Origin of the sequence: Halomonas sp. PR-M31 (genome assembly GCF_001039575.1) — a bacterium.
Lineage (GTDB): Bacteria > Pseudomonadota > Gammaproteobacteria > Pseudomonadales > Halomonadaceae > Modicisalibacter.
Genome location: NZ_JIBT01000016.1, coordinates 39733 through 56802, shown reverse-complemented (window position 1 = coordinate 56802; position 17070 = coordinate 39733). Strand labels below are relative to the sequence as shown.

General features: G+C 56.7%; 16 protein-coding genes and 1 pseudogene. 5 read left to right on the top strand and 12 right to left on the bottom strand.

Annotated features, from left to right (window positions below; genetic code table 11):
• Window positions 1-9: 9 nt before the first annotated feature.
• Together CH74_RS05420 and CH74_RS05415 are read right to left on the bottom strand one after the other, a co-directional pair.
• Window positions 10-1122, bottom strand: a complete 1113-nt coding sequence (locus CH74_RS05420; protein WP_172656303.1) for an efflux RND transporter periplasmic adaptor subunit — start codon at window positions 1120-1122, stop codon at window positions 10-12.
• A gap of 181 nt (window positions 1123-1303) precedes the next feature.
• Window positions 1304-2857 carry a methyl-accepting chemotaxis protein gene (locus CH74_RS05415; RefSeq protein WP_053070640.1) on the bottom strand — a complete coding sequence of 518 codons (1554 nt, stop codon included), beginning with the start codon at window positions 2855-2857 and terminating at the stop codon, window positions 1304-1306.
• Between the two features lie 329 nt (window positions 2858-3186).
• Between CH74_RS05415 and CH74_RS05410 the strand changes: the two genes are divergently transcribed.
• The gene (locus CH74_RS05410) at window positions 3187-3867 is read left to right on the top strand and encodes a fumarylacetoacetate hydrolase family protein (protein WP_048306460.1); all 681 of its coding nucleotides are present in this window, start codon (window positions 3187-3189) and stop codon (window positions 3865-3867) included.
• A gap of 9 nt (window positions 3868-3876) precedes the next feature.
• On the opposite strand, the pseudogene speA reads toward CH74_RS05410, so the two are convergent.
• The 3 genes and pseudogenes from speA to CH74_RS05395 all read right to left on the bottom strand — a co-directional run bounded on the left by speA (window position 3877) and on the right by CH74_RS05395 (window position 7163).
• Window positions 3877-5792 (bottom strand): annotated as a pseudogene (gene speA, locus CH74_RS05405) (biosynthetic arginine decarboxylase).
• Window positions 5789-6751, bottom strand: a complete 963-nt coding sequence (locus CH74_RS05400) for a homoserine kinase (RefSeq protein ID WP_048306459.1) — start codon at window positions 6749-6751, stop codon at window positions 5789-5791. The pseudogene speA and the gene CH74_RS05400 overlap by 4 nt, the downstream one beginning before the upstream one ends.
• Window positions 6752-6875: 124 nt before the next feature.
• Window positions 6876-7163 (bottom strand): DUF2782 domain-containing protein, encoded by a 288-nt coding sequence (locus tag CH74_RS05395; RefSeq protein WP_048306458.1) that lies wholly within the window; start codon window positions 7161-7163, stop codon window positions 6876-6878.
• A gap of 198 nt (window positions 7164-7361) precedes the next feature.
• Here CH74_RS05395 and polA point away from each other — a divergent pair, with 198 nt between their 5' ends.
• Window positions 7362-10139 (top strand): DNA polymerase I, encoded by a 2778-nt coding sequence (gene polA / locus CH74_RS05390; protein WP_048306457.1) that lies wholly within the window; start codon window positions 7362-7364, stop codon window positions 10137-10139.
• Window positions 10140-10230: 91 nt separating this feature from the next.
• On the opposite strand, the gene CH74_RS05385 is transcribed toward polA, so the two are convergent.
• Window positions 10231-10515: an addiction module antidote protein gene (locus tag CH74_RS05385; protein ID WP_367379097.1), complete on the bottom strand. Its 285-nt coding sequence runs from the start codon at window positions 10513-10515 to the stop codon at window positions 10231-10233.
• On the bottom strand, window positions 10509-10811 hold the full coding sequence (locus CH74_RS05380; protein WP_048306494.1) for a type II toxin-antitoxin system RelE/ParE family toxin: 303 nt from the start codon (window positions 10809-10811) through the stop codon (window positions 10509-10511). Before CH74_RS05380 ends, CH74_RS05385 begins: the two co-directional genes overlap by 7 nt.
• 186 nt (window positions 10812-10997) lie before the next feature.
• Between CH74_RS05380 and CH74_RS05375 the strand changes: the two genes are divergently transcribed.
• Window positions 10998-11384 carry a cupin domain-containing protein gene (locus CH74_RS05375; protein WP_082140300.1) on the top strand — a complete coding sequence of 129 codons (387 nt, stop codon included), beginning with the start codon at window positions 10998-11000 and terminating at the stop codon, window positions 11382-11384.
• A gap of 36 nt (window positions 11385-11420) precedes the next feature.
• Here the strand turns inward: CH74_RS05375 and CH74_RS05370 are convergent, their stop codons facing one another.
• Window positions 11421-12143, bottom strand: coding sequence for a trimeric intracellular cation channel family protein (locus tag CH74_RS05370; protein ID WP_082140299.1), 723 nt, complete (start codon window positions 12141-12143; stop codon window positions 11421-11423).
• Window positions 12144-12276: 133 nt separating this feature from the next.
• On the opposite strand from CH74_RS05370, the gene CH74_RS05365 reads away from it, so the two are divergent.
• Entirely contained in the window at window positions 12277-12981 is a 705-nt protein-coding gene (locus tag CH74_RS05365; protein ID WP_048306455.1) for a haloacid dehalogenase type II, read from the top strand.
• 22 nt (window positions 12982-13003) lie between these two features.
• Here CH74_RS05365 and CH74_RS05360 read toward each other — a convergent pair whose 3' ends face one another.
• Both CH74_RS05360 and CH74_RS05355 read right to left on the bottom strand, forming a co-directional pair.
• Window positions 13004-13291 (bottom strand): HigA family addiction module antitoxin, encoded by a 288-nt coding sequence (locus tag CH74_RS05360; RefSeq protein ID WP_048306454.1) that lies wholly within the window; start codon window positions 13289-13291, stop codon window positions 13004-13006.
• A gap of 9 nt (window positions 13292-13300) precedes the next feature.
• Window positions 13301-13579: a type II toxin-antitoxin system RelE/ParE family toxin gene (locus CH74_RS05355; protein WP_048306453.1), complete on the bottom strand. Its 279-nt coding sequence runs from the start codon at window positions 13577-13579 to the stop codon at window positions 13301-13303.
• Window positions 13580-13652: 73 nt separating this feature from the next.
• Here CH74_RS05355 and CH74_RS18590 point away from each other — a divergent pair, with 73 nt between their 5' ends.
• On the top strand, window positions 13653-13805 hold the full coding sequence (locus tag CH74_RS18590) for a hypothetical protein (RefSeq protein WP_156181386.1): 153 nt from the start codon (window positions 13653-13655) through the stop codon (window positions 13803-13805).
• 214 nt (window positions 13806-14019) lie between these two features.
• Here the strand turns inward: CH74_RS18590 and CH74_RS05350 are convergent, their stop codons facing one another.
• A complete protein-coding gene (locus tag CH74_RS05350) occupies window positions 14020-15711 on the bottom strand; it encodes an AIPR family protein (RefSeq protein WP_048306452.1) in 1692 nt (563 codons plus the stop codon).
• A 277-nt stretch (window positions 15712-15988) separates the two neighbouring features.
• A complete protein-coding gene (locus CH74_RS05345) occupies window positions 15989-17020 on the bottom strand; it encodes a sodium:calcium antiporter (RefSeq protein ID WP_048306451.1) in 1032 nt (343 codons plus the stop codon).
• Window positions 17021-17070 lie beyond the last annotated feature (50 nt).

Sequence of the window (17070 nt, the reverse complement as noted above, 5' to 3'; positions counted from 1 at the left end):
GCCGTATCCTCAGGGGTTGTAGCGGGTCGGACCGACACCGAGTCGCGTGACTGCCTGGCCGTCCTGCAAAAACGCCAACCCTTTGGTGGCAATGATCTCGCCAGGCGTCAGGCCGTCGCTGACCAAGGCGTGATCATCGGTGAACTCCGCGATCAGAATGTTCCGCTGTGACAGGCGGCCGGTCGCGTCGTCATAAACGAAAGCAGTGGTCTCGTCATCGGTTCCAGAGAGATAGGCCGTGACCGGTATGGTCATGCTGTCGTGTGCCGGGGTGTCGGTAGAAAGGTGCAGGGCAACCTCGGCGGTAAGACCGCTGCGCAACACCCCGGGTGCGTCCTCGAGGCTCAGAGTGACGGGAAAGGCGTTGCCGTCCACTGCCCGAGTGCCGATCTCGCGCAGCGTACCAACAAGATCTATATTCGGGCGCACGGGGAACGCGACAGGATGTTGTGAACCCAGCTCGAGCCGATCCACGAAGGTTTCCGGCACGGAGGCGACCACCTCGAGCCCTCCACCGTTGCCCTGTACCTCGATCGCGGTTTGTCCGGCGGCGATCTGCTGGGATGGCTCGATCAGGCGCCGGGCAACGCTGCCCGCATAGGGCGCTTTGAGTACCGTATCCGCCAAATCGTCTTCGGCAATCGAGACCCGGGCCCGGGCCATGTCGACCCGACTGCGGGCACTGTCCCGGGCTGACAGGGCCTGGTCGAAGGCAGCCTTCGAGACCCAGTCCTTGGCGTAAAGCTTGCGATGTCGCGCGTAATCGCTCTCGGCCTCCGTGAGAGCGGCGAGGGCTTCATTCAGCTCGCCTTTTCGCTCACCCAGAACAAGCTGATAGGTGTTCGATTCCAGGGTGGCCAACACCTCGCCTGGCTCAAAATGCTCGCCGATCTTCATCTGAACCGTCTCGACGCGGCCTCCCACTTCAAACCCCAGCTCGGCGCGCTGTATGGCGCGGAGTACCCCGGGAAGCGTGCGCACGATGGGCCGGTCAGAGCGCTCGACGATCGTCCAGGCAATCGGGCGTGGTGCAGTCTCCTGCGAAGGCACGTTGTCCTGACAGCCTGGGAGCAAGGTTCCGCAAAGAACAGCAGCGCATAGGAACTTCAATGAAGCGGTCATGGCAGGCACCTTCGGCAATCTTTTATGACTGAACCGTTCGGTCATTTGTTTAGTTATAGGCTTCGAATTACATCCATGTCAATATGACTGATGGGTTTACTTTGAATGAAAGGTCAGGTTGGAGCGGCAAATAAAAAGGCCTCAGGGTCGCCCTGAGACCTGTAAAAACATCAGAATTATTTTAAGCCGGTGTCAGAGGGCGAGCGCTTTCCTGCCATTCCCGATCCGCCGCTGCTCCATCGGGGGATTCAATCGATTGCCTGAAAGCGTGCTCCTGAAGCGTTGATGTCTGAGCGGTTTCGTTTTCCAGATGGAAGTAGCCGATGGTCGTCGTTAGATACTGCGCCGCTTCTTCCAGGCGTTCCGCGACTCCTTTTGTGCTGTCGATGGAGCTGGCGGAGAGGGTGAGCGCCTCCTGCATCTCCAGAATACTGGCGTTAAGGGTTTCGATGCCTTGATTCTGCTCGTGGCTGGAAGTGGTGATCTCATTCATGCGGCTAGAGACCTGCTGGAAAGCTTCCACCACCCGCTGCATCAACTCGCCAGTGGTACTTACCTGCTCGACGCCGGATTTTACTTGTTGGTTGGAATGGTCGACCCGTTCGCGGATCGATTGCGCCGTATGCGCCGTGCGCTCGGATAGCCCTCTAACTTCGTTGGCCACTACCGCAAAGCCGCGCCCTTGCTCGCCGGCTCTGGCCGCTTCCACGGAGGCATTCAGCGCCAACAGGTTGGTCTGAAAAGTGATGTTGTCGATCTCACCCAGCAGCTTTGCGATATCGCGAGCGCCTTCGTCGATATGCGACATGGTCTCGCTCAACTTGGCAACGCTCTCCGCACCTTGGCGCACGGTTTCCCCGGTCTTGGAGGCAAGTTGATTGGTACGCTCCGCCTCTGCCGCGTTCTGGCGCGTGGTGGTCGAGAGCTCCTCGGTGCTTGAAGCGGTACGCTCGATCTGCTCCGCGCTACGCTGGGCCTGCTGATGAAGGATCTGCTGCGCCTCGGTGGTCTCGGCGCTCAAAGTGTGTACCGTCACCGCAGTCTGGCGCACCTCCTTGAGCACACTGGTCAGCTTGGCCTGCATGCTGGCGATGGCTTCGATGGCCGGACGACGGCGCTGTTCCTGGGTGAACTCCGCGTCGAGCTTGCCCTGTTCGGCTTCCCGAGCGAAATCTGTGATGCTCAGCCCATCCCCAATGACCTGGCGCAGGGTGTTGCTCAGATAGCCCAGAATGACGGTGTGAACCACGACGGCGCCGGCATGCATCGCCAGACACATGATGAGATGCATGACGTTGCTGGGTGTGACGCCCTGGTAGATATGGACCCAGCCAAGATACTGCAGATAGGTAAAGCCAACGTGATGGGCGGCAATCACCCCGGCCCCAGCCAGAATCACCTGCCAGTCGCAGTAGAGAATCAGCGTCGAGAGCATGATGAAGATGCTGAAATGCGCCTCGATCATGCCCTGAGTCTGATCGATCAGCAGTGCGGCAAAACCCATGAATAGGGCTGCCATGGTCATGCCGCTGAGCAGCGTGCCGGCCCAAGTGCGAGTGATCAAATAGGCCAGCGGCACTGCGGTCAGGGCAAAGCCTGCGACCGTTGGCCAACTGCCGTTGAGCACACCCACCGCCAGACAGATGACGAGATTGAGTAGTGCAAGCGTCCACATCACACGGTCGATGCGCTGCCGATAGCTGCTGGGGATTTGATTCGATGTCGAATGATTCATGCTGTTTCCTGTCGGATAAGCCGGTCTTGTTCACGAGTTGTACGAAGATCTGTTCTAGTAGGATGATCGGCAGCCAGGTATCTAACTTAAGGAAGCAACTACTCATTGCTGTACTTGTTTCAGGTCCATGGAAAAGTAGAGTCATGCATTGGACGAAACTGAAATAAAAAATTGTGCAAACGTTGTACGGTTTGGCAGATGCTGATGCTGTAGCCATGCCTTGAAAGATAAAATGTTTCCCTTGGCGTTAAAGCAGAAAGCGGTCTCGGATAGACTCATGGGAAAGTCATAGCGTCGCTTGACGCTTATCCGATCATGCAGGAGACCCCATGCGCTTCGTTTCCCGTTTCACTGATGGCCGATCCTTCGATCAACCCCTAGGCAAGATCGTCTGCGTGGGGCGCAACTACGCGGAGCACGCCAAGGAACTCAATAATCCGGTGCCCAGCACGCCGCTTCTGTTCATCAAGCCGGCGACCAGTGCCGTGATGCTTGAGGAGCCGATCACGATACCCGCCGAGCGGGGCGAGGTGCATTTCGAGACCGAGCTTGCGCTGTTGATCGACGAGACCTTGACTGGCGCTTCGGCTCAAGAGGCGGAAAAGGCGGTAGCGGGGATTGGTCTGGCGCTGGATCTGACCCGGCGCGACGTTCAGGCCCGGTTGAAAGAGAAAGGCCACCCTTGGGAGATCGCCAAGGCGTTCGATGGAGCCTGCCCGCTGTCGTCTTTTGTGGCGATCGAAAGCGCTCCGGACTGGAACAGCCTGGCATTTAGCCTGGATATCGACGGCGAGCGGCGTCAGAGCGGCTACACCAGCGACATGCTGTTTCAGATACCGACATTGCTAGCGGAAATGAGCCGGCATTTCACTCTGGAACCGGGCGACGTAGTGCTGACCGGCACCCCGGCAGGGGTCGGGCCGCTACCGCCTGGTGCCGAGCTGCACTTCATTTTGGAGGCAGGGGAAAGTCATGCGGGGCTCGATATCAGAACCCATACCGCTGGCTGACGGCCACTTTCATTCAAGATAGGTATACCCCTCGAGCCCCGCGACCAGTTCGGTCATGAAGCTCAAGCGTTCCTCCTGGCTCAGGTGGCTATTGTGCAACTGAGCCTGCAGCCGCTCTTGCAATACCTGGGCATCGAAATCCACGTAGCGCAGCACCTGGGCCACGCTATCGCCCTGACGCAGGGTCGATAGCCGCCAACGGCCTTGGGCATCCAAGGCCACATCCACGGAATCCGTGTCACCGAACAGGTTGTGCAGATCGCCCAGGATTTCCTGATAGGCGCCTACCAGGAACAGGCCCAGCAGCCGATCCTCGCCATTCTGCCACTCCGGCAGCGGCAGAGTGGCTTCGAGCCCCTGGCCGTCCACGTAGCTATCGATACGACCGTCGGAATCGCAGGTGATGTCCTGAATCACCGCTCGCCGGGTCGGTTCCCGGTCGAGTCCGGAGAGCGGCAGCACTGGAAAGACCTGATCGATACCCCAGACGTCCGGCACGGACTGGAACAAGGAGAAGTTGACGAACAGCTTGTCGGCGAGTTTTTCCGCGAGTTCGTCGATGATTTCGCGATGGGCGCGGTTGCGGCTATCGAGCTTGGCTCTCAAGCGCTGACAGGCGGCAAAATAGACCGCTTCGCCTTCGGCCCGCGCCTCGATGCCCGCCAAGCCCAGCACGAAGCGTACCTGCAGCTCGCCTATCGCCTGTACCAGATCATGATAGGCCTCGACCTGGCCCCGAGGCTCGGCTGTCGTTGCCAGTCGATCGAAGACCTCCCATAGCTCCCCGACCTGGACATCCTGCATGGCCAGACGCCGCTCCGGGGGCTTCTCACCGATGCGCTCTTCATCGATCACGTTAGTGATCAGCACCGCATGATGGGCGGTCAGGGCGCGACCGGATTCGGAAATCAAATGGGGATGGGGCGCGCCTTCGGCTTCGCAGGCTTGCCGGAAGGCCCACACCACGTTGCTGGCATACTCACTCATGGAATAGTTGATCGAGCAGAAGCTGCGAGAGCGAGTGCCTTCGTAGTCAATGCCAAGGCCGCCGCCTACATCCACGGTATCCACCGGTGCGCCGAGTTCCCGCAGGCTCTGATAGAACCGCGCGCACTCCCGCAACCCGCGCTGAATGTCGCGAATATTGGCGATCTGAGAGCCAAGATGAAAATGCACCAGCTGCAGGCTATCCAGGGACTTGGCCTGGCAGAGCCGCTCGACCACGTCAAGGATCTGGGTCGCGGTCAGGCCGAACTTGGATTTCTCGCCACCGCTATTTTGCCACTTGCCCTTGCCAACGGAGGCCAGCCGCGCCCGCAGACCAATGCGCGGGCGCACATCCAGGCGCTTGGCCTCCTCCAGGATCAGCGCAAGCTCCGAGAACTTCTCCACCACCAGATAGACCCTGTGGCCGAGTTTCTCGCCCATCAGGGCCAGACGCACGTATTCCCGATCCTTGTAGCCGTTGCATACGATCAAAGAGGATGATCAGAAAGGCTGCCACCGGACAGCGCCAATACCGCCAGCAGTTCCGGTTTGCTGCCGGCTTCAAGCCCGACCCGACCATGGCCGCGCTCCTGGGTGGCGAGTATCTCCTCCACCACTCGGCGCTGCTGATTGACCTTGATCGGATAGACCGCGGTATAACCGCCGGAGTAGGCCGCTTCCCGCATGGCGGCATCGAAGGCCGCACACAGCTGCTCGACCCGGTCGTGAAGAATATCCGTGAAGCGCACCAGCACCGGCAGGCGCAGCCCCGCCTCGCGCAGCTGATCGACCAGGGCGTTCAAGGGCAGGGCAGGGCCTTCGGTCTCGCTGCCCAGCGGCCTGACCACGGTATTGCCCTGATCGTCTACATCGAAATAGCCGCTGCCCCACTGATCGATGTTGTAGGTGCGGCGGGCCTTGGCAGCGGGGGATGTCATGAAGGGGTCTGCTCCGGTAGCGCCAGGGCGCCGTGTTCGATGCGGTGAAGGAGAATGCGGCGAAACTGCTCCGGGTCGTGAGGGGTCAGATCAAAGGCCGGCGGGTCCACATGAACCACCAGCAGCCGAGAAAGCCAGTAACGCAGGGCAGTCATGCGCAGCATCAGCGGCCAGCACTGTCGTTCGGTTTTATCGAGCGGACGGCGCGCCACGTAGGCATTGAGCAGGGCATCGTGGCGTTCCTGGTTCAAGCTGCCATCCGGGTTGCAGGCCCAGTCGTTGACGACGATGGCCAGATCGAACAGCAAATCCCCGGTGCAGCCATTGTAGAAATCGATGAGCCCGCCAAGTGTGTCACCATCGAACAACGTGTTGTCGCGAAACAGATCGCCATGAATGGCGCCTTGGGGCAGCACGTCCTGGCTGTCGAATGCCGCCTGATAAGCCGCGATCTCTTCGCGCATCAGTGCCTGATCCTGGGCTGACAGATAGGGCATCACTCGAGGATGGGTCTCCAGCAGCCAGTTCAGATCCCGCGGGTTGTCACGCTGCCTGGGGAAGTGTTGCGACACATGATGCATGCGCCCAAGTGCATCCCCTAGAGCGCGGCACTGGACCAGATTAGGGGATTTGGGGTGTTTGCCCGGCAGGCGTGGGAACAGCAGCGCTGGCTTATCCGCCAGACTTTGTAACGCAATACCTTGGCGATCGTGGACAGGTCCGGGAACCGGCAGATGATGCTCAGCCAAGTAGTCCAGCAGCTCGACGAAGAACGGCAGCTCATCGTGCTCGCCCTGTTCGAACAAGGTCAGCACCAAGGACGCGCGATCCGTGGTGACAAAGAAGGTGGAGTTTTCGGTGCCGCTGGCGACGCCTTCAAGTATCTCGAGACAGCCTATGTCAAAGCGCTCGAGAAAATTGGCGACCTGAGAATCGCTCAACGGGGTGAATACAGCCATGGTGGTCTCGCGCTGGATGTCGAGGGGGCATTGTAGCGGCTCGACTCTTCATCGTGCAGGGGCCTGCGGTGATTACGCTACCGCAGGCAAAGAGGGATGTTCAGTGAGGCGTTCTGGCAAGAACTTACCAGGAGAACAGTACCCAGCTGGGAACGGCGATACGCTCGTTGTCGCTACGCTGGAAGTCCCCATCGCCATCGTCATCCACCAGAAAATAGGCAGGGCCTACCTTTGGTTCGATTCTGATGGCGTAAAGCTGGCCGTTGACCCGGTATTCCCGAATGGTGCGGTCCTCTTCCTGACGCACGGTGATATCCGGGGCATCGGAATCTTCCTGAGCCGATACCAATGGCGTCGAGCCTAGTAGCACGAGAGCGAGAAGCGCGCTTGGAACAAGACGGTTTAGGATCATAAAGTTCTCCCGAATGGCGAACAGGGCATCTGATGTTCACGTCATAGTACCAGTGTATTCATAATATCGGCGATTGTGCATCTAACTTGATCTGCGGTGGCGCTGTAGTCATTGCGTTCTTCCGCCGAGGATACCTGACGCTTCGAGCGTGCTTGCGTATCATGTTCGCATCGTACGCGCTATCAGGACGCCTTTTTTATGGCCGCAACCCCCATCGTTCTCGTCGACGGTTCTTCTTATCTCTACCGCGCTTTTCATGCGCTGCCACCGCTGACCACGTCAAAGGGCAAGCCCACCGGGGCGGTCAAGGGCGTGATCAACATGCTCAAGAGCCTGATCAAGCAGTATCCAAACAGCCCTATGGCGGTGGTGTTCGACGCCAAGGGCAAGACTTTTCGCGACAAGCTGTTTGATCAGTACAAGGCCCATCGCCCACCGATGCCGGACGATTTGCGCGAGCAGATCGAGCCCCTGCACGCCTGCGTTAAAGCCCTTGGCCTGCCGCTTCTATGCATCGAGGGGGTCGAGGCGGATGACGTCATCGGCACCCTGGCCCGCCATGCCACCGAAGCCGGCCGGGACGCGGTAATCTCCACCGGGGACAAGGACATGGCGCAACTGGTCAACGGCCATGTCACCCTGGTCAACACCATGAAGGGCGAGACCCTGGATGTTGCCGGCGTCGAGAACAAGTTCGGCTTGCCCCCAGAGTTGATCATCGACTTTCTGGCGCTGATGGGGGACAAGGTCGATAACATTCCCGGCGTGCCCGGGGTGGGCGAAAAGACAGCGCTTGGCTTGCTCCAGGGCGTCGGCAGCATGGACGCCATCTATGCGGATCTCGACAAGGTGGCAACCCTGCCCGTGCGCGGCGCCAAGTCCCTGCCCAAGAAGCTCGAGGAGAACAGGGAACAGGCCTATCTTTCCTACCAGCTTGCCACCATCAAGACCGACTGCGACCTGCCCGTGGGGCTCGACGATCTGGATATCGCCCACCCGGATCGGGAAGCGCTTTCAACGCTCTACCGCGAGCTCGAGTTCAAGAGCTGGCTGTCCGAGCTGCTCGAGGGCAGGGACCAGGGCGTCGATGACGTTGAAGGCAAGAATACACGCAGTGACGAAGCGATCGAGGAGGATACTACTCTCACCGCCCCGGAGCGGGATGATCACACTCTCTTGACCCAGGCCGAATTCGACGACTGGCTGGAACGCCTGAAGCAGGCGGAGGAGTTCTGCTTCGATCTGGAAACCACCAGCCTGAACTATATGGACGCGGAGATCGTGGGTATCGGCCTGGCGCTGAAAGCGGGTGAGGCCGCCTATATTCCCGTGGCCCACGACTACCTCGACGTGCCGGATCAGCTTGATCGCGAGGCGGTGCTCAAGGCGCTCAAACCACTGCTGGAAGACCCGAGCAAGACCAAGATCGGCCAGAACCTGAAGTACGATATTTCCGTGCTGGCGCGCTACGATATTCGCGTGGTGGGGCCGCTGACCGATACCATGCTGGAATCCTACGTGCTCAACTCCACCGCCACCCGGCATGACATGGACTCCCTGGCGCTGAAATATCTGGGCCAGAAGACCATCAGCTTCGAGGAGGTGGCCGGCAAGGGGGCCAAGCAGATCACCTTCAATCAGGTGGCCCTCGAACAAGCGGTGCCCTATGCCTGTGAGGACGTGGATATCACCCTGCGCTTGCACCAGGCGCTGCGGCCCAAGGTGGAGGCGGAAGGGCGGCTAAGTGAGGTGCTGGACAGCATCGAACGCCCGATGATTCCGGTGCTGTCGCGCATGGAGCGAAACGGCGTGGCACTTGACGTCACTCGCCTGCACAACCAGAGCCAGGAGCTTGAAACACGCATTCGCGAACAGGAAAAGGAAGCTTTCGAGATCGCCGGCCGGGAGTTCAACCTGGGCTCGCCCAAGCAGCTGAGCGAAATCCTGTTCGACGAGCAAAAGATCCCGGTGATCAAGAAGACGCCCAAGGGCGCGCCCTCCACCGCGGAAGCCGTGCTGGAAGAGCTGGCTCTGGACTATCCGTTGCCCAAGGTGATCATGGCCCATCGCGGGCTTTCCAAGCTCAAGTCCACCTACACGGATAAGCTGCCCAGGCTTATCAACAAGAGCACCGGACGCATTCATACCAGCTATCATCAGGCGGTGACTGCCACCGGGCGGCTGTCGTCATCGGACCCCAACCTGCAGAACATTCCTATCCGCACCGAAGAGGGGCGCAAGATTCGCCAGGCCTTCATCGCCCGGCCCGGCTACAGGATCGTCGCGGCGGATTACTCCCAAATCGAGCTTCGCATCATGGCGCATCTGTCCGAAGACAAGGGGCTGCTGGATGCCTTCGCCAACGACCGGGACATTCACGCCGCCACCGCCGCGGAAGTCTTCGGCGTGGCCCTAAACAAAGTGCTCCCCGACCAACGACGCAGTGCCAAGGCGATCAATTTCGGGCTGATCTATGGCATGAGCGCCTGGGGCCTGGGGCGGCAGCTGCATATCGAACGTGGCCAGGCCCAGACCTACATCGATCGCTACTTCGATCGCTATCCGGGGGTAGCCCGCTTCATGAACAACATCCGCTTCCAGGCCGCGGAAGACGGCTTTGTGGAGACCGTGTTCGGTCGGCGTCTTTATCTACCGGAGATCAACTCTCGCCAGCACGCCCGCCGTCAGGCCGCGGAGCGCACCGCCATCAACGCCCCCATGCAGGGCACCGCCGCGGACATCATCAAACTGGCCATGATCGACGTCGATGCCTGGCTCAATCCTTTAAAGGGCGAGAGCGAGTTCGACGCTTTGATGGTCATGCAGGTCCACGATGAGCTGGTGTTCGAGGTCAAAAACGAACAGGTCGAAGATTTCATTGGCAAGGTGAAGGCGCGCATGCAGAACGCCGCTGAGCTCAAGGTGCCGCTGATCGTCGAAGCGGAGGCGGGGGATAACTGGGACGAAGCGCATTGAGGCAGTGACATGAAGACAGCCCGATAGAGGTCGGGCTGGTAGAGAATCGAGAGCGTAGCGCGAACATTAGGCAGGTTACGTCAACTGACCTTCAAGACACCTTGGTGTGTAGCGTAAAGCCTAATGCTTTCATCACTTTCATGATCGTTGCAAAGCTTGGATTGCCATCGGCGGATAGCGCTTTGTACAGCCCTTCGCGCGTCAGCCCTGTATCGCGAGCCAACTGGGCCATGCCGCGCGCCCGGGCAATGTCGCCTAGCGCCGCTGTTGCTAGTGCCGGATCGTTCTCCTCGAGGCAGGCCTCCAAATAGAGCGCCATGTCTTCTTCGCTATTGAGATGGTCGGTGACGTCCCATTTCCGCAATGTGCTCATAATTCCTCCTTCAGGTCCCGGCTTAGTTGCCGTGCCATATCGATATCCTTGCTCTGGCTGGATTTATCGCCTCCTGCCAGCAGAATGATCAGCTCATGCCCGCGTTGCATAAAGTATAAGCGATAACCTGGCCCGTAATGGATACGCATCTCCGATACGCCCTCGCCGATCGGCTGGCAATCGCCGAAATTACCCAGCTCTGCCCGGCGCACCCGAGCTAGGATTCTCGCCTTGGCTCGCTGGTCACGCAGCATGGCAAACCAGTTCGCGTAGGCTGGTGTCTCACTAATCATTTTCATGATCACTAGTGTAAACCATGGTTAACAAAAGGCAAGGGCAGCTTCAGATGCCAACCCGCCCTTCGACTTGATGTAGCTACAAGGGGCACACCTGAGACGTTCATATCAGCTAATATTGAAAGCGATCAGCCTTGGAAAGGACCATGTCGAGTTATAGATCGGATTGAAAGAGTCAGGAGTGACGATATGGCCAAGCAGCCTGCAAAACCCGCCGTACATATCCCTGGCGGCGACAAGCGTTCAGGGCAGTTCGACTGGCGCGGCGCCGTCGAGGGGGCCGACCTCAACAGCGACGTGACGATTCTTTTCTTCTTCACCGACGAGGTAGGCAAGGGGCCCAGGTGGCACGTGCACCCCTATGACGAGATATTCATCATCAAGCGCGGCAAGGCGCGGTTCAAGATCGGCGAGCAGTACATCGACGCCGAGGAGGGCGACGTGCTCGTCGGCCCCGCCGCCGTGCCCCACAAGTACGAAAATCTCGGGCCCGGGCCGCTGGAAAGCATCGACATCCACCTGAGCCGCGAGTGGATACAGACTGACCTCGAGGACCCCGACGAGTGCGCGAAGTAAGCGCTTCGACGCAGCCCTTCGGGGCCGCTCATCAACTCAGCGTTTTCGACGCCGAGAAGGCTCGGATCGAATCATCTTGACCCGAGCTTTAAATCGAGCCGACGATGATGGATTGGCGCGAGCATTCTTTTTCGGCCCTATTGGACTCTCTACCCAAGCAAAGGTTGGCAGCGAAATGCCCCAATAAATAGCCGCTAGTCGTATGCTCAGGATAATGACAAGAGTCACGCCAATACCGAATATGTTGTTAAGCTCCGATACGAATAGGATGGCGTAGGCGATGCCGCCGGCAATCGAGGCGGTGGCATACACTTCCCGGCGCAACACCATGGGCACCCGGTGCGCCAGCACATCGCGAATCATTCCCCCGGCGACGCCGGTCATCATTCCCATCAATACCGCAACGATACCGAAATGACCCAGCATCAGCGCCTTATGTGCGCCGATTACCGTGAACAGGGCCAGTCCGAAGGCATCCGTCACCGGCAGGAAAGTGCGGGTCAATCGATGAATGTAGTGAAACCCCAGCACTGACAGAAGTACCGTGGCAAGAATGATCCAAAGATAGCTCGGTGCGGTCACCCAAAAAACCGGCACGCCCAGCACCAGGTCCCGCAAGGTGCCGCCACCTATTCCGGTCACCGCGCCCAACACGAACATGCCGAAAGGGTCCATGCGGGATTGACAGGCGACGATCACCCCGGAAAAGGCGAAGACGACGACGCCCGCCAGGTCCAGCCAATAAACCAACTCGCTCATCGAATCCTCCGAATTTATTCGCTACCAGTCTATCTCAGCAGCAACGCGGCATCATCGACCTCTAGAACCTGGCGCACACTGTGAATATCCACGACACCTACAATTGATACATGACATTGAGGAATCGCGAAATATGAACACTCAAGGATCAGTAGAAGTCCTCGCCTTTGACGTCTTCGGCACCGTGGTCGACTGGCATAGCTCGATCGCCCGGGAGGTCGAAGCGTTAGGGCTAGGCGTCGATGGCGGCGAGTTCGCGCTGGCCTGGCGAGCAGGCTACAAGCCGGCCATGCAGCGGGTGATGGCCGGGAAGCAGGGCTGGACATTGCTCGATGACCTGCATCGCGGCATTCTGGATGAGGTGCTGGCCCAGTTCGGCGTGACATCGCTGACGGAAGCGCAGAAGCGCGATCTCAACAAGGCCTGGCATCGCCTGGACCCTTGGCCGGATGCGGTGGAAGGGCTTACGCGCCTCAAGCGTCGCTTCACCCTCTGCACGCTTTCCAACGGTAATCTAGGGCTGCTGGCCAATATGACCAAGCGCGCCGGTCTGCCCTGGGACTGCATCCTCGGCGCGGAGGTATTTCGCCAGTACAAGCCACATCCGGACACCTATCTAGGCGTGGCGCGGGTGTTCGATGTGGCCCCAGAAGCGGTGATGATGGTGGCGGCCCACCAGAACGATCTGGATAGCGCCCGTTCTTTTGGTCTGAAAACGGCTTATATCGAGCGGCCCTTGGAATTCGGCGCTGCCAATCCCAAGGACGTTTCAGCGTCGCCTGCCAACGATCTTCATGCCACATCGCTGTTGGACTTGGCCGACCAGCTACGGTGCTGAAGCGCATGGTCATGTACTTTTATCACGCAGCGGACAACTTCTTGACTTGTAGCTCATGGCGGCGCTGCTCTGCATGCCAGAGCTCATACTGGGATTGCTGATTGAGCCAACTTTCGGCCGAGGTATCAAAAGCGATAGACAGCCGGATAGCCATTTCCGGGCTAATGCCCGCATTTCCGTTGATAACCGCACTTAACGTCTTGCGACTGACACCGAGTGCTTTCGCTGCAGCAGTAACGGAAAGGCCAAGCGGCTCAAGACAGAGTTCTTTTATCACTTCACCAGGATGGGGAGGATTGTGCATCAACATGGCAGTGCCTCAATGGTAGTCTTCGTAGTTCACAACCTCGGCGTCATTACTATCGAAGCGAAATGTCACGCGCCAATTACCACTCACTGTAACTGACCACATGCCCGAGCGATCGCCCTTTAGTTCATGTAGTCGGAGACCAGGCAAATCCATATCCTTGGCGTCTGAAGCGGCATTTAGCCGACCGAGGATGAGCCGAAGCCTCTTGGCGTGAGCGGTCTGAATCCCAGCTGTACTACCGGACTCGAAGAATTTGGCCAAGCCCTTATGTTTGAAGCTTCGTATCATGCCTTAACTGTACCCTGTAACGTGTCAGGTATCAATAAGCGGGGCGGCTGAGCACCTGCAAAAGGTTTCTTCCTTGAGTCCAATCAATAGCGCCGCCTTTACCGGGTTCGATAGGCCACGCCTCACGCCGGCGGTGGGCTGCCGCCATCACGCCATGACCGGCGTCGACGCCACCATGGTCATGCAGGTCCACGACGAGCTGGTGTTCGAGGTCAAGGAAGGATAAGTCGATGATTTTATCGATGCAGTCAAGCAGCGTATGCAGAATGCCGCGATCTCAAGGTGGCGCTGATCGTCGAGGCTGGGGCACGGGTAATTGGGATAAAGCACATTGAGGCAGTGAAAGAAAGACAGCCCGACAGAAGAAGGGCGGTGAAATAAAAACATGTATGCACTTCTGGAAAGCCCACCTCTATTAAAGCATGGGCTATTCTTCGATCTTACAATATGTTTTCTAGTAAAGTAGAAATGGGTTCTGCCTTCTTTCGCTTGACATCTTTAATGTAAGACGCTTTTAATTTTCCACACATAGCGCGGCACCATTTGGAGCTCTTTAGATCACGTTTGTAGTCGAAACCGTCTTCTTCTCGAAGATCTTCGATTTCAGCATTTAGGTCTGCAACTGTAGTGCTTGCAAGAGAAGAAAAAACATCTAGAAATTCTTGTAACTTCCCGTTTTCAACAACCTTATCGATATTTTTAAACACATTTTTCCCAGTGTCATCGCTCTTAATTATCTCCGACACTACATACCCAAGAAAGTAAGTCGTCAATGTGTAGTACCCGAACAGTTTGTCTTCGAACGAGCCAAGTGAGCCGGTAATTACTTCTAACGCTGAATGAAGGGCGATTATTTTTGCTCCGGTAACATCTAATCTACCAAAAATCTTGGAGTAAGAGTCGTCCATAACCTTATACTTTTGATGACAGCTCCACGGCTCGCCTAAGTCCATAGCGAGCAAGGCAAGCCCTACTTTCTCATTGGATATTGCCGTTGTGCCCTTCGTAATTGTTTCGCCTTGTTTGACTTGTAACTCATAATTCCCATTTTTAATATTTGCAACCTCCCTCTTGAGCCTTTGCTGGATGCCATGGTTTGAGCGCATGTCACGAGCTTTGATCGCATTTTGGTTGTTGCTATTTTGCGTGATCTTGTCGGTCAACATTTCATCTCCACCAAGCGCAATAACTTTTACCAATATTTTTAGGTCAGCTGAAATCTTGGCTTTTGCGTTGACTAGCGAGGTTAAACTCTGAGCGCCGTTAACAACCATATAGCGTGAAATTTCTAATTTATCTTCACTGGGGGCATTCATGTGGTCGCAAAGTATGGTTATGCCATTATGATATAAAGGGAAGTTTTTGTGTTCCCTCGTATCTCTAATACTGGAAATTAAGCTTTTATTGACTTTGGTGTTGCCGAGGGAGTATCTAACATTTCTACTGAAAAGGCTGCTGTCGGAGATTCCTTTCATATGGGTTAGTTGTAATGCGTTTGCTAAAAAAATTTTTACCGCAACACCGTCTGCAGTCTGATAGTCAATTACTTCACTATCCGAGGTGTTTAGTTCAAATGTGTCATTAACGCCCGCGTTTGCATCAAGATCAACAAAGTCGGAGGCGATTTTTTTTGAATCATATACAGTAATTTCGTCGACATTTTTAAGATAATCAACCCCCTCACCATTCAGGCTAGCGTTTGTACAAAAAACGCCTTCAACAGAATATCCAGCTTCAATTTTTTCCTTCAGATTTATTCTGCGAATAGCTGCTTTTAACCCCTCATGGGCCTTCCCTGAAAGAAGAGTATCGATTCCTTCTGAAGTTTTAAATTGAGTGAGGGTCCCAGTGAATTCCTTCAGATCAGTGTCGCCAAGAGTGGCTTTTTCTGAATTATGAAATTTTGACTGAAAAACATAAACGGTTTCCAATGTGTCGCTAACGAGCAAGGCATCAACACCCTTGTCTTGTTTTTGATCAACACATGCATCATCAGCATCTTGGGCATCCAGCCGGAAGATGTTCTCAAGAATCCATCTGAGGAATTGCATCGTCTCTGTAGGAGATCTTTTTGTATAGGGCTTAAGGTACTTTGCGGTAATTGTTTTGAATTTAAGATCTTCAATATCCATGTTTTTATCGCCGGTGATTGGTGTAAGAGGTAGATGAATTTAGTTGCATAAAAACTCAAAGAAAAACTGGTTAAATTTCAGTAACCGATCGCTTTACCATATAAGATAAACTATATGTGGTCTTCCAGATACGTCCGCTTAGAGCGAAAGCCGCCATCTTCCTCTTTATGCACCATACCTTATGTAAATGTCGAAAGTCACAGGAGGAAGTGAGAAGGCCAGAGAAATCGAATAGCGGCTCTTACCTGAGGCGGCCGATAGGGCTGCTAGGCTAGGCTCACACTGGCGGCAAACTCGGCACCCAGTCGACGACGCCAAAGGTTTCCAGGCTGATCCATATCAGGAAGGCGACGTAGATGACGAGCAGGGCGACGGATTCACGCCTCGAAAGAATCATCTGGGTGCGCATCATCAAGAACAGCACGATGGTTGCGGCGGTCAGCACTGCCATCATTGGCGCCGCCACAGAGAAGTTGATGACTGCCGTGCCGGCGATGAGCACGCCGATGGGAATGCATATCAGCAGGTCGAAGGTGTTGCTGCCGAGCACGTTGGCGATGCTGGTGACGCCGCGACCGTCCCGGGCCGCACGTATTGATACGAAGGCATCTGGAATCGAGGTGCCCGCGGCGACCACGGTGATGCCCCACAGAAAGCTCGGCGTACCGAAGATGTCACCGAAGTTGATGGCGGCACGCACCAGCCCTTCGACACCCACCACGATCACCACCAGCGATAAAGCAAGCATGGCCCATTCCCGGCCCGGGCGGATGTCGCCTTTGTCCACATCTGCCTCGTGGTCCAGGGTGTCTTGGTATTGCACGAAGATATACAGCGCATAGAGGGCGATGGGCATGAGCGCCAGCCAGCGGGTTATTTCGCCCTTGATGGCACTGCCTTCATCCGCCACGGGATGATAGATGGCCGCAAAGGCAAAGGTGAGGGTGAGCACCGCCACGGCAATCATGTAGAACTGGGCTTCCTTGTAGACCAGATCGCGATTGGCATGTAGCTGCTCTCTAGAACTGAGCCCGCACAGGGCCGGAATCACCATGATATTGAACAATGCAGAGCCGACGATGGCGGCAACCCCGAGTTCGAACTCGCCGTGCACCAGGGTCGAGATAACCGTGGTAGAAAGCTCTGGGAAGCTAGAACCCACCGCCACCACGATTGCCCCTTGCACGATTTCCGGCAGTTCGTAATAAGTCGAGAGACGTTCACTGGCGCGTTCGAGCAGACCGCTGCCTTTCCAGATGATAGCCGTCGAGAGAATGGCAACGAGCGTCCAGATCAGTATGCCGGTCATGCAGCGTCCTTTTGCAATGGATGAGGTTGCCCTTTCGGAGCCGCTAGGTT